Source organism: Brevibacillus reuszeri, from assembly GCF_001187725.1.
In the GTDB taxonomy this organism is placed as follows: Bacteria; Bacillota; Bacilli; order Brevibacillales; family Brevibacillaceae; genus Brevibacillus; species Brevibacillus reuszeri.
Map to the genome: position 1 here is coordinate 35,972 of NZ_LGIQ01000011.1, position 15,995 is coordinate 51,966.

Sequence of the window (15,995 nt, forward strand, 5' to 3'; positions counted from 1 at the left end):
CCATCTTATCGCTGGAATGTCAGAGGAATATCAAAAGAGCGTATCGACGAATACTTTTTTGCACATAACATCAGGACCTGCTGAGGATGCCAATTTCGCTTGCCAACATAATGGCATGGGTGCGATTTTTTGCCCCCAGCTTGCCAAACAGCTGATTATTATAGCCTTTGACCGTCCCAATGGAGATTTGATAATGCAGGGCAATCTCCTGATTGGTGAAGCCCTCCTTGATCAGGGCAAGCATTTCAATCTCTCGTTTCGTAAGTCGCTCAATCAATTCCTCCCGTGTAGTCTTCGCACTGTCCCTTTTTTCCTGAACGGCTCGTCTGCGCAGGATTGCCTTTACGCGTGATATCAAAATATTCGGATCAAAGGGCTTGGTCACATAATCATCTCCGCCCAAATCAAGGCCAGTAATCATATCCTCGGAATCATCCTTGCAGCTCAAAAAAAGGACGGGGACTTCACTACCTGAGTCTCGCAACGTCTGGCATAGCTCAAGCCCCGAACCATCCGGCAACAAAATATCCAGCACGATCAGATCAGGCTGCTTCTCGTCAAGTGACATGAAAGCCTGTTGAATGCTTTCTGCCTCCCATACATCAAATTGATTGGCTTCCAAATAGAGCCGAACAAGCTCCCGTATATTCTCGTCATCTTCCACCAGCAATATCATGGGGGACCCCATTTACGATACCCTCCATTCTTCGTCGTTTGTTTGCGCCAGTCTGACAGGCAAGGAAAATGAAAACGTCGTTCCTTCTCCCACTACGCTTTCTACCCAGATGCTCCCTTGATGGTACTGGATAATTTCCTTTGAAATCGGCAGCCCTAATCCGACTCCACCTCCAAGCTTGCGTACATCACTGCCTTTAAAAAAGCGCTCGAACACAAACGGCAATGAATCTGCATCGATTCCAATCCCGGTATCTCTCACTTCTATATAGGCTTGTCCCGTTCCGTCAGCTCCGAGCTCCCAGTCAATCCGCAGACTGATCGTTCCTCCAGATGAGGTGTACCTTTGTGCATTTGTCAATAAGTTGACGACGACTTGCTCGACACGAAGCGGATCAGCTACAATCACCAGCCTGTCATCTGGGACCTTCCTCATGCCTACTTCCCAGACAAAGTGCAGGTCTTTTTTTTCGATGTCCAGCAAATACTTTTCATACAAGCTGTGAAAAAAGGAGATGAGCGGGAGCGGTTGAAAATGAAAGCGAATTTGCCTTGATTCTATTTTCGAGAGCTCAAACAGGTCCTTGATAATCTGATGTAAATAAATCGTCTTTTCATATAAAATCGTGAGGTACTTCGGATCATTCGGCTTTACCACACCGTCTATCATTGCTTTAATAAAGCCCTGGATCGACGTGAGTGGTGTCCCCAGCTCATGGGCAATATTGGAGAGGAGTCTGCGCCGGGATTCCTCCATCAATTGCAGCTCCTTGTTTTTTCCTTCCAATGCTTGCGTACGCTGCTGCACTTTTTGCTCCAGAGATTCATTCGTTTTTCGCAGCTCCTCCGACAGCCTCTCAACATGATCGAAGGATCTGGCAAAAGCCATCGACAGATTGATCATTTGGGTAAACAAAAAGACGAGGACACTAAAGGCTACGCCATTTTCAAAAGTAGACAGGTTCGCGTAAAACAAAATTTCGTTAATCGATGCAAGGAACAACAGCATCAAGCCTAACCCGTTTAATAGGGAGCCATGCCTTTTTTTCATCACTGCACGTACATAGACGTACAGCACATAGCAATAACAAAGGATTAAATAGATTTCCTTGATCAGAATTCCTTCGGTAAAAAACACGGCAGGAGTAGCAAAGATTACGAGAGCAAAAACACTCCCAATTCTGATCATCCAATTGCGGACCGTTCGATTGAACTCGAGAGGATACTGTGAGTGGACGAACAAAGCTAAAAACATCATACAGATGACAGCGCATAAGTACTCCAGCTTGACCCCGATCTCCCACGGAATCTGGGGGAAATAACGGACAGCCAGCGTCTCTCCCCAAAAAAGCAGTCGTATACTGATGCCAATACTCATCATCGAAAAATAGAGACCTGATTTCTCTCGTTTTCTCGCCAAGTACAAAACAAAATGATAGATTCCCATGAGACACAAACAGCCTGCTATCAAGGTTTCATAGAGGACCTTTGTATCGCGTTGGAGCATGATTTCTTCAACTGGCCCTAGCGAGATAGACTCCCATAAGCCGCCTTTTCGCTGGACGAAATTCGATACCTGGACAACCAGTTCGACTTCTGAGCGATCGGATTGAAAGGGAATAAGCTTTGCGTAATTTTTGGGGACCATCTGCTCTCTGCTTGTGCCAACAACACCGTTGCTTTCCATCAGCTCACCATTGATCCACAGTTGATAAGCGGTAGCGACACTCGGCATATAGATGGCAAAACGTTTATTTACGTCTTCCTCGCGCAGTTGCAGCAGGAGACGATAAGTAGCGTAGCCATGATTGGGGTAAGATTGGTGAATAGCGTCTCCGTCCTTCCAGGTTGACGGAACCTGCTTGTAGCCGGAGGAAGTGGGTGGTGCTGCTTCGTGTATGCTAGCTGGGGTTTGCAGCTGATTCCAATAAAAGGTCCAATCGCCATTTAACTGCACGGACTGCTTTTCTTCCCAGTTCACCCCGCGCAAATCGATCACGCCTTGCCTGGCGATTGGCTCTGTATCGTAAGCCATAACACCAGAAGCAAAAATCAGCATGATCATGACAAAAACGGCGAAGATCCCTGTTTTTCTGATCATTGGCTGCCGCATTCCTGCTGTCCCCCTGTTTAAAAGACGATTTGCTTTCTCTAGCATAGTTCGAAAAGACTATGAAAGAAAAGACCCGCCAAGAAAAAAACTGAAAAAACAAAGAGGCGAGATCAAAAGACCTCGCCTCATCTACTCTTGTATATTGGCGAAAAAGTTATGCTTCCGACTTTACTCCTTTGAACGTACGAACCTGCTCGGCAATCGCTTTTTCGGTAGGCAATCGCTCGATACTGGATGCCCCAAAGAATCCTGCGACTCCAGCCGTTTTGGAGAGGACATATTCGACATCCTCTGGCTCTGAAATAGGTCCGCCATGGCAAATGACCAAGATATCCGGATTTACGGACTTCCCTGCATCATGAATGCGCTGTACGAGCTTGACTGATTCATCTAGCGTGAGGGCCGTTTGTGCACCAATGGTTCCTTTTGTCGTCAAACCAACATGTGCAACCAGTACATCTGCTCCTGCATCTGCCATCTTCATAGCATCCTCTTCATTAAAGACATAAGGAGTCGTCAAAAGATCCAGCTCATGCGCGCTGCGGATCATATCCACTTCCAAATCGTACCCCATACCCGTCTCTTCCAGGTTTTGCCGGAAAACCCCATCGCAAAGACCTACTGTCGGGAAGTTTTGTACACCCGAAAAGCCCATTTCCTTCAGCTGCTTCAAATACACCGGCATGATTCGAAAGGGGTCCGTCCCGCATACACCTGCCAAAACGGGGGTGTTCCTCACGATTGGCAGTACTTCTCCGCCCATCTCTACGACAATCTGATTCGCGTCTCCATATGGCATCAGACCGGCAAGTGAGCCTCTTCCCGCCATCCGATATCGTCCAGAGTTGTAAATGATGATCAAATCGGCTCCGCCCTCTTCTGCGCATTTGGCAGAGAGCCCGGTTCCAGCTCCTGCTCCTACGATAATTCTGTTGTCAGCTACCTGATTACGCAGTCTCTGCAAAATATCTTTTCTACGGATGGACATGATCCACTCCTCCTTTTCCTTTGTTGACCAGGGCTAACAGTTGGTTGCCGATCAATTCCGAAACAGCGGGATCATTGATATCCTCGTCCGTCTCTATAAACAGAATGTCCTTGCGCAAGTGCTGCTTGATCCCATCGTATAAAGCCTGGCGCTCTTCTTGGCCGTCAAAAGCTTGCGCAGCCTTGTCGAGAAGCGATACTCCACCTTTTGGGAAGACCAGGACAGTCGGTGATTTGCAGTGATTCACTCTCTCAGCCAACATTTTGCCGAGCTCGCGATTTTCCTCCACGGTTGTCCTCATGAGCGTGGTAGTCGGGTTGTGCTGATAGAACTTGCGATCAGCAAATTGCGCCGGAACCGTTTCGGGCGGACCAAAGTTTACCATGTCCAACGCTCCCACCGATATGACCTGTGGAATCCCGGCCAGACCAGCAGCCTGCAATCGATTCGGGCCAGCACTAAAGATGCCGCCCACTAGCTCATCAGCCAATTCGGTAGTCGTAATGTCAGCGACTGCCACGAAAAAGCCAGCTCGGACCAACTCCTCCATCGCCATGCCACCTGTCCCTGTAGCATGAAAGACGAGGACATCATAGCCTTCTTGTTCAAGCATCTCTCTCACTTTTGTCACACACGGTGTCGTTACCCCAAACATCGTTGCAGCGATCATCGGCTTTTCTTCCTGCTGCATCTTTTCCTGGCTCATCCCGTCAACCATGCCTGCAATCGCATAGGCAGCATTGCGCAAAATTCGGGACGAGAGCTTATTCAGCCCGGCGATGTCCACGACGGAGTACATCATCATGACATCCTTTTCACCAACATAAGGTCTCGTATTCCCTGAAGCCACCGTCGATACGAGCAATTTCGGGATGCCGATCGGCACCCCTCTCATTGCTGCCGCTCCTACTGTTGTTCCCGCTGTTCCCCCCATGCCAAAGACAGCGCCTACGACTCCTTCTTCAACCAGACGGCGTACTACCTCCTCCGCCCCTTTTGTCATGATCCTGACGGCTGTTCCCCGATCACGCTGTGCCTGTAATTCCTCAATCGTCATTCCGCCAGCCAGCGCCACCACATCCCGTGCAATGTCCGGAGCGATGACCGGCTCATCGAGAACACCGGTGTCAATGACGAGTGTCTGCACACCAAGTGACTCCACGACTTCTTTGACATATCGGAATTCCGCACCTTTTGTATCCAATGAGCCGATCAGCACAACCTTTTTAGTCATGAGCAGCTACCTCCTCGACCAAAGATTCAAAGAATGCTTTTGTACGTCTAACCGCTTCCACCTCACCGATCTGGTCCTGCTTATAAAAGGAAGGATAATGGGTGTCGATCGTCATGACCACCTGCGGATCGAATTTGGCAATCGCTTGGATGACTGGCTTGTGATCGTAATCATCATTTCCCGCAATTGCGAAATTTCCGAAATTCCCATGCGGATTTTGCTCCGTAATGGAATTGGAGAGACGAGAAGCACCCTTGAGATGTGTTTGCCACACATGCCCCATCACATGCTTATACACTTCCACCGTTGGATATTCTTGCGCACGCCATCCGTTGATAATATCCCAATTGATCTTGAGATGCGGATGGTTGGCGTAGGCTGCCAGCTTGCCCAGTTCCTCCGCATTGCTGGTCAAGGTCGGCGGCTCATTTTCTACTACAATGATTTTGTTTCGCTCCTGCGCATGCTCGGCATGCCTGCGCATAATCGCAGCATTATGGCGATATTGCGCTTCTCTTTCTGCCTCGCTTAGCGTAAGAAAGTTCTCCTGTCGATAGAGCGAATACACGCGCACAAAAGGAGCATCCCATACGTGAGCGAGATCGAACAGCCTCTCCAACACCGCATACATCGCGGTATGATGTGCCTCATCGTAATTGTCATACTTGGGCGGACCAGAAAACGTGCATGTATTTACGGCCCATGAGCTCACACTGGCTACTTTGAGCTTGTATTGATCCAGCATTTGCTTGTACGCCTGCGCCTTTTCCATGCTGATTGTATCCACCGTATCTCCGTCCAGTTTGGCCCTGACATCCACATTAGAAAATCCCAACCCCGATGCCAATTGCAGTGCTTCCTCAAATGATTCCGTTCCCAACATATCGGTAAACACGCTGAATTTCATGTGAAGCTCCCCTTTCGTCAAAGCCTGATTATTGGATGGAAATCCATTGTCCAGAACGCTTTTTGAAAGCATCAAAAATCTTGGTCAAATGCCAGGAATCATGCAGGGTGGAGCGCTCGATTTTTTTCCCTTCCAGTACTGCATTGGCGAAGTAATTCACGCTCTGCACCATGCCCTGCAAGAACAAATTTTTATTGTAGACCTGCCCAAGTGAAAACTCGGGTTCCCACAGGACCGGTCCTTCTGTCGGATTGTCTCCGATGTAGACAGGCGTCTTTCCGTATTCGCCGCTGCCTTTTGAGCCCTTGTAGTAAATGAGCCGCATCGCGTTGTCGATCACGAGATTGTGCTTGTTGCCGATGACTTCAAACCGCTCCAGCGGACTAGTATCTGCCTGTGTGGAGGACAGCTGCAAATTCCCGATGGCACCTGACTTGAACTGCAACAGCGCCTGTACATTTCCGCTTGGCTGATGATCGATGAAGCACATTTCCTTCACTTCACCCATCAAATAATGAATCCCTGACATGGGATGGCAAATGTCTAAAAACCAATGTAGTCCCGTGCGCGTCGCGATGTCCTCCTGGTACGGACTCAACGTAAGCTGATAACGGCCATTGATGGAAACAGGCTGTCCAAATACTTCCTGCTCAATGATTTGCTTTGCTTTCTCAAAGGTTGGATAGAAGTATCGCTTGTTCGCTACGAGTACAAATTGACCCGACTTGGCTTCGACCTCCAGCATCTGCTCAACCTCTTCGGCTGTATAGGCTGCCGGCTTTTCCATCCAGACGGGCAATCCGGCACGGAGAAGATCTGGTACGATTTTGGGGTACAAGGGACGTCCTTCCCTGTCAAAATTCAAAACGACGAAAACAGCATCCAGCTTCTCTTTCTGAATCATTTCCTGATAATCGGTGTACATGTGTGCTGCTCCAAAACGCTGTCGATAAATCTCTGCCCGCTCGGCATTCAGGTCACATACAGCAACCAAATCGATCGGTGTATAATCGAAGGTAGGATACACATTGCGAAAAGCGTGTGCACCACAACCGATAAAGCCTGCTCTGATTTTTCGTTCATACTCATAATTGAATTTGATCGCGCTCATGAAAGCCAACCCCCAGTCATTATTCTCCAATCGTTTGCCGATCCGGTGCTGAATACGCGATGATCATGCGGCACGGCTCCCAGCTTGTCACTGTCGCGTTATGCGGTACATTTCTCGGAATTCGCAGCATCATTCCTGGCTTCAAATGAAAGGTTTCATCGCCTAATGTATGGTCACACTCGCCCGAGAGCACGAAGATCACTTCTTCACAATTCGGGTGCACATGTCGGGGATTGGACTCTCCCGCATTGATATACACCATCCCAAACGTCATCTCTGCCTGCGGATCAATCTCTTGCCCACACAGCCATTGAATCGCTCCCCATTCCATTGGTAAAAGATGCTGCTCCTGGTTCAGGTCTGTAATCGTTGCCATTTTTATGCACTCCTTTTTTGGTTTACTTGTCGGACCCGGCCGACATTCCTTCGACAAACTGGCGTTGGAAAATCACATACACCGTAATGCTCGGAATCATGCTGATTAATGTACCGGCAAAAATAAGCCCGTAGTTCGCGCCACTATCCCCCTGGAAAGCCAGCAACCCAAGTGGAATCGTATAGTTATGGTCCGAGATCAAGAGGACGAGTGGCAGCAAAAAGTCATTCCAAATATTCATGAACGTAAAGACCAGGAGGGCAACCACCCCTGGTTTCGCGAGTGGCAGCATAATGCGCAAATACGTTTTCCATTCCCCTGCACCATCCACGAAGGCAGATTCGCGCAGCTCTTTGGGGATGTCCTTAAACGTATTTCGCATCAGGAAAATCGAGAATGGCAGCGCCAGACTAACGGATACGAGAGTGACACCTGACAAGGTATCCACCAGTCCCAATGCTTTCAATTGATAAAACACCGGAATGATTATGGCTTGCACGGGTAATGCCATGCCCAGCAAAAAGAGATAGAACAACAGCTGATTGCCGCGAAAATTCATGTGGGCAAAAGCGTAGCCCGCAGGACATGCAACCAAAAACACGATGACCATTCCGACAATCGTGATAAACGCGCTATTCCAGAAGTAGGTCTGGAAATTTCCCAGCTGCCACGCCTGAATGAGGTTGTCAAAGCTCCATGAGTTCGGTAGCGAGAACGGTGAGTTGGCAATTTCAAACGCTGTTTTGAAGCTGCCAAGAATGACCCACAAGATTGGCGTCACAACCATCGTGAGTAAAAGGAACAGGAATACCAAAAGCATCGGCTGCGATTTTCCCAAAGCATTGGTCTGTGATTTCATCGGTTACTCCTTTCTCTCTCGCCAATAGTTGAAAAAGAGCGTGAGTGCGACCACAATAACCCCCAATACGACGCCGCCTGCCGTAGCATAGCTGACCTTGTTCATACTGAATGCCGACTTGTATACGTAGGTAGAAACCACTTCACTTTTATAAAACGGTCCGCCCTGGGTCATCACCCAGATCAGGGCAAAGCCTTTGAATGCGTGGACGACGACCATGCTGATTACAACATTCATCGTGTTGCGCAGACTGGGAATAGTGATAGACCAAAATTTTCGGATCGGCCCTGCACCATCAATGTCGGCAGCCTCATACACGGTGTAATCTATATTTTGCAAGCCTGCCAAGTACAGAACCATGTAGAATCCGTAAAATGCCCACGTGCCTGTGATGACAAGGGCGGGCAGCACCGTCCATGCTTCACCGAGCCAGTTATGCGCCAGAGATGACCACCCGATTTTCTCTAAAAACACATTGATCGGACCCATGACCGGATCAAAGATTTTCGCCCACAGCACGCCGACTACCGCAAGTGACAAAACCGATGGGAGATAAAAGCCTGCCCGAAAAAAGAGCTTTCCCCTCTTCACCCGCCCGATCATAATCGCAAGCACAAGTGTAGGTACCACAACCAGAAGTAGACTAAGCACAACCCATAGCACATTGTGTCCAAGTGACGCGAGAAAGACGGTGTCACTTGCCAATTGAACGTAGTTATCCATACCGATGAAGTTCATGGTCAGTGCCGACCCATTCCAATCAAAAAAGCTAAGAACAATCGCATTGAACATCGGGTAGAGCATAAAGATCCCATACAAAATTAGAGCGGGGGAGAGGAAAGAGAGAATGACGATCCATCGCTTCACCTTTTGCTTCCACCGCTCGATGGAATAGGTTCCTTTTACTTCCAGTACACTTTCCAGTGGTGACGGGTTTACTGCGTTCATGCCACCCCCCTCCTTCCTAGAAGGTTAATTTGATTTTCGAGATAGCTTGTAGCCCGCAGCCTCATCCTTGGCAGCCGCTGCCGCGATATTATCCATCGCGTCTTTTGGCTTCACGAGTCCGCCGATCAACCCTGTCAGGTTTTGATAATACGCTTGCTTGGCCTCACTGCCGATAAACACGCTGGGGTTGTAGCCTGATTCCTGCGCAATTGAGCTCATCGCCTCTGCCAGCTGGCTCCCTGCCGGTTTGATGCCCATCGCAGCTTTTGAGGCAGGGATCAGATTATACGATGGATCTCCCAGCACGACCTTGGCGTACTCCTCAGATACGATATAATTCATCCATTTTTCCACCAGCTCGGTTTGCGTGGTCTTCGCAGGAACGACCCATGTGTAGCCAAGCCCCCCTGTTGGATTGGTCTTACTTGCGTCTGTTAGCGATGGAATCGTGAATGAACCGATGCTTCCCTCCAGCTTTTGGTCCACTACGTCAGAAATGATGTGCGTCGTGGAAATGAACATTCCCGCCTTTTTGTTGAGCATCGCGAATTTTGCATCCGTAAGATTCAGTGAAACGGATTCTTTTCCGATATATCCCTGATTCGCCCAATCAGACATGGTCTCTGCGGCTTTCACATACTGCGGATCGTTCCACTTTGCTTCGCTGTAGATGAGCTTGGCTACCGCCTCTTTTCCTGCACTGGATTGCAGAATGAGTGAGAACAGTGTCCCAACCGTAATCGGTGTTCGTCCACCGACAATAATCGGTGTAATGTTATTGTCATGCAATTTCTTCATTGCGTTTAAAAACTCACCTGCTGTTGTTGGAACGCCAATCCCGTTTTGCTCAAACAAGTCCTTGTTGTAGTAAACAGAGACGGCGTCCATGGTGTGAGGCAGCTCATACAGATTGTCATTGCCAGAAATCAGATCGTAGGCAAAGGGGCGAAGTTTGTCCTTCCATCCGTTTTGCATGTACCAGTCATTCAGCGGCTTGATCAGATCAACATCGGATAAAATTCGCACCCGTCCGGGACCGGCATTCATCAGGATCGCATCTGGCGGCGTTACCCCTGATTGCAGCATAGTAGTCAGTTTGCCTGATTCGGTATTCGTGTCACCTGTTGCCAAATCGATTTTCACACCTGGATTCATTTCCTCGAATTTTTTCACGACGTTGTCCCACTGGCGCTTCTCTGTTTCGTTGTTAAAGCTGGGAATCAGCAGCTTTAGCACATCGCCTTGCTTGTTTTCTGCGGCAGCTGGCTCTGCTTTAGCCTGCTCACTACCTTTACTACCACCTGAACTGGCAGGAGACTGACACCCGGCGATAAAAAAGGCAAGCATGGCAACGCATAACATGATGCGTGCAAAGTTTGTTCTGTGCATCCCTATACCCCCTTGCGAAGTTTGTACGTTCTTATTGACTTAAAATTTAGATGATTTATAGTATTTAGACAATGAGACAAAACGTAGGAAAAGGTGTAAAAAAAGTGGGTGAAAGGTGGTGTCATCCTTGGGTTTTGTGCACTCCATTTTTTTCAAGCTGTTCCTTTCCTTCTTGCTGTTGTCGATTCTTCCGCTCTCCATGGCAGGGATCCTCACTAACCATAATGTCTCTTCTCTTCTAAACAAACAGTTGAACCAAGATACCTCGTCCATCCTGGAACAGAACGCAAAGGTACTCGGCATCTTCCTCAATGACTTGAATCGAATGGGCGAAATCGTTTCACGCAGCTCGACCGCTTCGCAGTTTTTAAAAAGCAAGGATGACAATGAGTACCTCCGCTCTTTTCTCCCCCTGGATCAATCCTTTGACAGCATCCAGCTGATCCGCCCTGAGAATGTCGGCATGACACTCATCAGTGATCGTGGCTATGTGTATAACTACGGGTACGGGATCAATCGAGATAAGATCGAATTTTATACAACAGACTGGATGCCCAAGCTAAACAAGCTCTCGGAAAAGCCGATCCTGTCTCCCCTGCACCAGCGGCCTTACAGCTACATCGACCCGAATACCCCTGTTTTTTCTTACGTAAAGAGAATCTGGAGCACGGATGCCAAGGCAAAAGGCGTACTTATTATTGATTTCAAGCAGAGCATTCTCGCCGATTTGTTTCCCAATACGTACTTTCGCAAGGACTCCTCTTCTGATCGCGAAGCGGGACTTTTAATCACGAATGATAAAGGGCAGGTGCTGTACCCGAGTACTCCAACTCCTTTTTCTCGCGATGATCTCTCATTCGTTTCACAGTCCAGCCGCATCGTGAAGCAAAATGACGAAACCTACCAGCTCGTCACCTTATTCGATCAGGAAACTGGCTGGACACTGACCGGATATTTCGAGGAAAAAACGCTGTATCAACCGATCCAATCCATACACGACTCGATCTATTGGATCGTAGTCCCCAGCATTGTGTTTTGTCTGCTGGCCTCTTTGTTTATCTCGCATCGCATCTCCACCCCTGTCCGTCTCTTGCAGCGCTTGATGAAAAAAGCAGGACGCGGTGATTTCCAGCAGATAGCGTTTACCAGCCAAGATGAGATCGGTGAGCTGGGCAGAGGCTTTAATCAGATGGTGCAAAAAATCGAGGAGCTGCTGCGTCAGATATATCAGGAACAAAATCAAAAACGACGGGCGGAAATGGCTGCCCTGCAATCCCAAATCAATCCCCATTTTCTGTACAACACGCTCGAATCTATCAATAGCCTCGCTCGCAAGCATAAAGAAACGCAGATCAGCAAAATGATCGTACATCTCGGGCGTTTGATGCGTCTGTCGATCAGCACGTTTGACGAAATGATTCCGATTCATCAGGAGCTGGATTATGTCAGTCACTATATCGAGCTGCACAAATACCGTTTTCCCAAATCCCTTACCTATTCCATCGAAATTGATGAAGAAATACGGCGTCTCTATACCGTGAAGTGGATCTTGCAGCCGATTGTGGAAAATGCGATTTTACACGGCCTGGAATCGCGTAAAACGGATGGACATATCGCCATCTGCGGGTGGATAGCAGAAGATGACGTATTTTTGCAGGTCAGCGATAATGGCGCAGGGATGGAGCCGCAAGCTTTGCAAGAGCTGCACGACCATGTGGAGCACCAGGCTGAAGAACTAACGAAGTACGGCAAAAAAGTCGGGATTTGCAATGTACAGTCACGGCTACGCTATCATTTTGGCAGCGCATACGGCATTCAACTGGCTAGTGAGCTTGGACAGGGAATGACGGTCACCTTTAAGCTTCCAAGGAGGGTACACGATGAAAAAGAGAAAATTGTTGATTGTGGATGATGAATGGCTGATTGCCGATAGCCTCAGCTCCCTGGAGGAGTGGGCAGAAAGAAATATCGAAGTGATCGGAACAGCTTCTGACGGCAGGGAAGCCCTTGCGTGGCTGGATAAAACTGAGGTGGATTTGGTCATAACCGATATTCGAATGCCCGACATGGACGGTTTGGAGCTGCTTCGCCAATTACACCAGCGCTCTCCCAAAATCGATGTCATCGTGATCAGTGGGTATGAAGAGTTCGCCTATGCCAAAACAGCCCTTTCCTATCAGGCCAAAGGCTACATTTTGAAGCCGATTGATGCGGATGAGCTATTCGCGGTTGTGGACCAGCTCGCCCCAGTGTCTCTCGAGCCAGTGGAAGAAGTGCCCAAAACCTACCATGAAACGATTGTCGAGCGCGCACTCTCCTATATTTCCGCTAACTTGGGCAGACCCTTGTCCTTAAAGGATGCGGCGGACCAAGTGCATTTAACCTCCCATTATTTCGGACAGGTTTTTAAGTCTGTCATCGGCGATACATTCGTCAATCATTTGACCCGTATGCGCATGGAAAGAGCCTGTGAATTGTTGAAGAACACGGAATTAAAGCAGTATGAGGTCGGCTTCCAAATCGGGTATACCGACCCGAAGTATTTTTCCAGGGTCTTCTTTCAAAGCTATGGACTCACACCAAAGGAGTATCGCCAACAGCTTTGCTCTCCCTCTTATCCGAGCGAACAAAAAAAGCGGCGCTGAGCATTTGCTCGCACCGCTCTTTTGCCTCTATCCCACCTCTTGCTTCTTTACTGCCGCTGCTTTCTCACTGCTGTCGGAGCGTCTTTGCTGGACATCTTCAAAGCGCTGACTGACCCTGGCAAGTGCAAATGCCACGATCACGGAAAAGATCACGATGCCATAAAAGCCCGCACCAATCCCGATGCCAATCCCGCCCGCAAAAAAGATCATGGCTGCTGAAGTCAGCCCCTTCACTTGCAAACCATCCTTTAAAATGACACCCGCTCCCAAAAAGCCAAGTCCTGTAACAATTTGTGCCGCCAAACGCATCGGGTCCATCATCGTGCCGCTGTTCGGGGAGCTATACAGCTTCGTACTGTAGATGGAAACAAGTGTAATCAAGGTGCAGGCTACAGAGACATACATATATGTCTTTAACCCGGCTGGCTTGTTCCTGTGTGAGCGGTCCCAGCCAATGAACATCCCAAGTACAGCGCTAATGACGACTCTTAAATACATCTCCAGATTCATGATGACGTGCTGTTCATAAAAAATCTGCAGAGATTCCATGTGATTCACCCTCTTTTAGCGATAGAGAAATGATATGTGCCACTGCGTAAAATAGACCTGTTGTATAGGGTGAAGCTATTCCCCTCCAAAGGTCGAAACGAAGACATTTTCACAACGACATAATTTCGTTCGATGCTTGATTTCCGACCACCCCTCGAACCAAAGATTAAATATTCTTAATTTTATATCTATTATAGCATCACAAACTTAATTAATGTTGTTTTAATTTGTTATTTGTTTATTTAGTTGTTTTTTCTATGAATTTATTTGTTACAAAAACACAAAAAAAGTTAAACAAATGAAAAGCACAAAAAACATCAAACTAAAACAACACAAAAACCACACCCTATGATATACTCTAAATCAGACAGACCTTTTTTCAGAAAATTACATTCTTTTTCGGGAGGAATACGCATGAAGGTTCTTTGTTTAGGCGGTGCGGGTCGAATTTGCCGGGAGTCGATTCTGGATTTGGTGCAATACTCCAGCTTTGAGAAGATTACAGTAGCCGATTTCAATGAGGAGGAAGGCAGAAAAATCGTCGAAGCACTGAATGATCCACGCGTTGACTTCGTCCAGATCAATGTGCGTGATCACGAGGATACTGTTAACAAAATGCGTGGCTATGATATCGTCATGGATGGTACGACGATTACCTTGAATGGACTTTCTACTGCTTGCATTGCCGAAGCAGGCTGCCACGGAATCAACCTGAACGGTTTTGGAGCAGAAGATGCGTATAACGATACCTTCAAGAAACACGCCAAGACCTGCGTACCTGGCTTTGGCATGACTCCCGGTGTCACACAAATGATGGCCATGCATGCAGCCAATCAACTGGATACTGTCGAAACCGTTCGCGTCAGCCATGGCGCTTTCCGCCCCATCGCATTTTCCCGTTCTATCACTGAAACGACAACTTATGAGTATGATCCTCTCCTGCCAGGCCGCGTTGTTTTCGAAAACGGCGAATTTGTGCAGGTTCCTCCTTTTGCGAGACCGCGTGAAATCCAACTTCCCGAACCTTATGGAAAAACTGTTCAATACATTATTCCACATGCTGAAACAAAAACGCTGGCGACTGCCCTCGCTGATAAGCAGGTCCAACTGATTGAAGTACGCGGTACATGGCCAGCCAAAAACATGCAGCTCGTTCGTGCTCTTTATGATTGGGGCTTCATGCGCAATGACAAGATTACGGTCAATGACAAAGAAATCGGCGTGCTCGATTGTATCAGTGAATATTTGTTCCACTCTACGGAAGGTCAGGAAACGGAGCTGTATGGCTATTCCTTGCATGTCGAGGTGATTGGAACCAAAGAAGGACGACGTGTCCAGCATGTGCTCTATCACACTCATCCTGCTTCTGATGGTTCGGTCGAGGGCTGGGAAAAATTGCGGGCGTATACACGAAATGTAGGTATCCCTATGGCGATTGCCACAGAAATGATCGCCAAGGGCATGGTGAAAAAGACGGGTGTCCTCATTCCAGAGGAGGCGTTTGAACCGGCAGAGGTATTTGCAGAGCTGGAAAAACGGGGCATATATATGCATGAGGAAATTACACAGCTGGATGCGGAGAATGAATCAGTAGAAGTGGTCAGGTAAATCTCTTAAAGCATTGGGACCCCGTCTGTTTATGGATGGGGTCCTTATCTCCGTTCATACTTTACCAGCTTCCCTGTTAAGACATGCTAGCCAGAAGTTCCCCCAGACGATCCATGGTCTCTTCGGTACCTGGGGCGGCATATGTTTTCACCTTATCAAATACTTCTGCCGTTTCCTCAAAAACCGTACGATACGTCAGTTTCGTCTTACCATCCAGCTCCTCGAAGGTTGCTGTCGCCAAAAAATGGGGAAACACATCATGCTTAATGACGATTCGCTCGGGTTTTGTGATCTCGACAAAGATGTTGGTGTTGGGAAAATCCACGCCATCAGGACCATGCATAATAAATTGCCATGTACCGCCTGGTCTCATTTCAAACTTCTGAAAGGTTATGGTAAAACCTCGTGGTCCCCACCACTTCGACAGATACTCCTCTCTAGTCCAGGCTTCAAACACCAGCTCACGCGGAACATCAAATATACGGTTAATTACAATCTCTCGATCCCCTACTTGCGCTTTGCTGTGGTTTGTTGTGTTATCCTGGTTCATGTCCAGCCCTCCAAAATGAAATAGACTTTGACTTGCCCCAATC

General features: G+C 48.1%; 15 protein-coding genes. 3 read left to right on the forward strand and 12 right to left on the reverse strand.

Annotated features, from left to right (window positions below; genetic code table 11):
- Positions 1-70: 70 nt before the first annotated feature.
- From ADS79_RS24905 to ADS79_RS24950, 10 genes are all read right to left on the reverse strand, one after another.
- Positions 71-688, reverse strand: coding sequence for a response regulator transcription factor (locus tag ADS79_RS24905; RefSeq protein ID WP_049741168.1), 618 nt, complete (start codon positions 686-688; stop codon positions 71-73).
- Complete coding sequence (locus tag ADS79_RS24910; protein WP_049741169.1) at positions 689-2,788, reverse strand: ATP-binding protein; 2,100 nt, start codon at positions 2,786-2,788, stop codon at positions 689-691.
- Between the two features lie 154 nt (positions 2,789-2,942).
- Entirely contained in the window at positions 2,943-3,776 is an 834-nt protein-coding gene (locus ADS79_RS24915; protein ID WP_049741170.1) for a phosphoenolpyruvate hydrolase family protein, read from the reverse strand.
- Positions 3,763-5,010: a Tm-1-like ATP-binding domain-containing protein gene (locus ADS79_RS24920; protein ID WP_049741171.1), complete on the reverse strand. Its 1,248-nt coding sequence runs from the start codon at positions 5,008-5,010 to the stop codon at positions 3,763-3,765. The genes ADS79_RS24915 and ADS79_RS24920 overlap by 14 nt, the downstream gene beginning before the upstream one ends.
- The gene (locus ADS79_RS24925) at positions 5,003-5,917 is read right to left on the reverse strand and encodes a sugar phosphate isomerase/epimerase family protein (RefSeq protein WP_049741172.1); all 915 of its coding nucleotides are present in this window, start codon (positions 5,915-5,917) and stop codon (positions 5,003-5,005) included. The genes ADS79_RS24920 and ADS79_RS24925 overlap by 8 nt, the downstream gene beginning before the upstream one ends.
- 28 nt (positions 5,918-5,945) lie before the next feature.
- The gene (locus tag ADS79_RS24930) at positions 5,946-7,028 is read right to left on the reverse strand and encodes a Gfo/Idh/MocA family protein (RefSeq protein WP_049741173.1); all 1,083 of its coding nucleotides are present in this window, start codon (positions 7,026-7,028) and stop codon (positions 5,946-5,948) included.
- A gap of 19 nt (positions 7,029-7,047) precedes the next feature.
- Positions 7,048-7,404, reverse strand: a complete 357-nt coding sequence (locus ADS79_RS24935; RefSeq protein ID WP_049741174.1) for a cupin domain-containing protein — start codon at positions 7,402-7,404, stop codon at positions 7,048-7,050.
- Positions 7,405-7,426: 22 nt separating this feature from the next.
- Entirely contained in the window at positions 7,427-8,263 is an 837-nt protein-coding gene (locus tag ADS79_RS24940) for a carbohydrate ABC transporter permease (RefSeq protein ID WP_049741175.1), read from the reverse strand.
- A 3-nt stretch (positions 8,264-8,266) separates the two neighbouring features.
- Entirely contained in the window at positions 8,267-9,211 is a 945-nt protein-coding gene (locus ADS79_RS24945; protein WP_049741176.1) for a carbohydrate ABC transporter permease, read from the reverse strand.
- Positions 9,212-9,235: 24 nt separating this feature from the next.
- On the reverse strand, positions 9,236-10,600 hold the full coding sequence (locus ADS79_RS24950) for an ABC transporter substrate-binding protein (RefSeq protein ID WP_049741177.1): 1,365 nt from the start codon (positions 10,598-10,600) through the stop codon (positions 9,236-9,238).
- A gap of 136 nt (positions 10,601-10,736) precedes the next feature.
- Here ADS79_RS24950 and ADS79_RS24955 point away from each other — a divergent pair, with 136 nt between their 5' ends.
- Both ADS79_RS24955 and ADS79_RS24960 read left to right on the forward strand, forming a co-directional pair.
- Entirely contained in the window at positions 10,737-12,512 is a 1,776-nt protein-coding gene (locus ADS79_RS24955; RefSeq protein ID WP_236700144.1) for a cache domain-containing sensor histidine kinase, read from the forward strand.
- Entirely contained in the window at positions 12,481-13,245 is a 765-nt protein-coding gene (locus tag ADS79_RS24960; RefSeq protein ID WP_049741179.1) for a response regulator transcription factor, read from the forward strand. The genes ADS79_RS24955 and ADS79_RS24960 overlap by 32 nt, the downstream gene beginning before the upstream one ends.
- Positions 13,246-13,272: 27 nt before the next feature.
- Here the strand turns inward: ADS79_RS24960 and ADS79_RS24965 are convergent, their stop codons facing one another.
- Positions 13,273-13,794: an MgtC/SapB family protein gene (locus ADS79_RS24965; protein ID WP_049741180.1), complete on the reverse strand. Its 522-nt coding sequence runs from the start codon at positions 13,792-13,794 to the stop codon at positions 13,273-13,275.
- A 414-nt stretch (positions 13,795-14,208) separates the two neighbouring features.
- Between ADS79_RS24965 and ADS79_RS24970 the strand changes: the two genes are divergently transcribed.
- Positions 14,209-15,402, forward strand: a complete 1,194-nt coding sequence (locus ADS79_RS24970; protein WP_049741181.1) for a saccharopine dehydrogenase family protein — start codon at positions 14,209-14,211, stop codon at positions 15,400-15,402.
- 76 nt (positions 15,403-15,478) lie between these two features.
- Here the strand turns inward: ADS79_RS24970 and ADS79_RS24975 are convergent, their stop codons facing one another.
- Positions 15,479-15,952: an SRPBCC family protein gene (locus tag ADS79_RS24975; protein ID WP_049741182.1), complete on the reverse strand. Its 474-nt coding sequence runs from the start codon at positions 15,950-15,952 to the stop codon at positions 15,479-15,481.
- Positions 15,953-15,995 lie beyond the last annotated feature (43 nt).

Excerpts from the sequence above, each read along its gene's own strand:
- ADS79_RS24960 (WP_049741179.1), top strand. The coding sequence starts at position 12,481 with ATGAAAAAGAGAAAATTGTTGATTGTGGATGATGAATGGCTGATTGCC.
- ADS79_RS24915 (WP_049741170.1), bottom strand. The coding sequence starts at position 3,776 with ATGTCCATCCGTAGAAAAGATATTTTGCAGAGACTGCGTAATCAGGTA.
- ADS79_RS24910 (WP_049741169.1), bottom strand. The coding sequence starts at position 2,788 with ATGCGGCAGCCAATGATCAGAAAAACAGGGATCTTCGCCGTTTTTGTC.
- ADS79_RS24950 (WP_049741177.1), bottom strand. The coding sequence starts at position 10,600 with ATGCACAGAACAAACTTTGCACGCATCATGTTATGCGTTGCCATGCTT.
- ADS79_RS24975 (WP_049741182.1), bottom strand. The coding sequence starts at position 15,952 with ATGAACCAGGATAACACAACAAACCACAGCAAAGCGCAAGTAGGGGAT.
- ADS79_RS24965 (WP_049741180.1), bottom strand. The coding sequence starts at position 13,794 with ATGGAATCTCTGCAGATTTTTTATGAACAGCACGTCATCATGAATCTG.
- ADS79_RS24940 (WP_049741175.1), bottom strand. The coding sequence starts at position 8,263 with ATGAAATCACAGACCAATGCTTTGGGAAAATCGCAGCCGATGCTTTTG.
- ADS79_RS24935 (WP_049741174.1), bottom strand. The coding sequence starts at position 7,404 with ATGGCAACGATTACAGACCTGAACCAGGAGCAGCATCTTTTACCAATG.
- ADS79_RS24905 (WP_049741168.1), bottom strand. The coding sequence starts at position 688 with ATGGGGTCCCCCATGATATTGCTGGTGGAAGATGACGAGAATATACGG.
- ADS79_RS24970 (WP_049741181.1), top strand. The coding sequence starts at position 14,209 with ATGAAGGTTCTTTGTTTAGGCGGTGCGGGTCGAATTTGCCGGGAGTCG.
- ADS79_RS24920 (WP_049741171.1), bottom strand. The coding sequence starts at position 5,010 with ATGACTAAAAAGGTTGTGCTGATCGGCTCATTGGATACAAAAGGTGCG.
- ADS79_RS24930 (WP_049741173.1), bottom strand. The coding sequence starts at position 7,028 with ATGAGCGCGATCAAATTCAATTATGAGTATGAACGAAAAATCAGAGCA.
- ADS79_RS24945 (WP_049741176.1), bottom strand. The coding sequence starts at position 9,211 with ATGAACGCAGTAAACCCGTCACCACTGGAAAGTGTACTGGAAGTAAAA.
- ADS79_RS24925 (WP_049741172.1), bottom strand. The coding sequence starts at position 5,917 with ATGAAATTCAGCGTGTTTACCGATATGTTGGGAACGGAATCATTTGAG.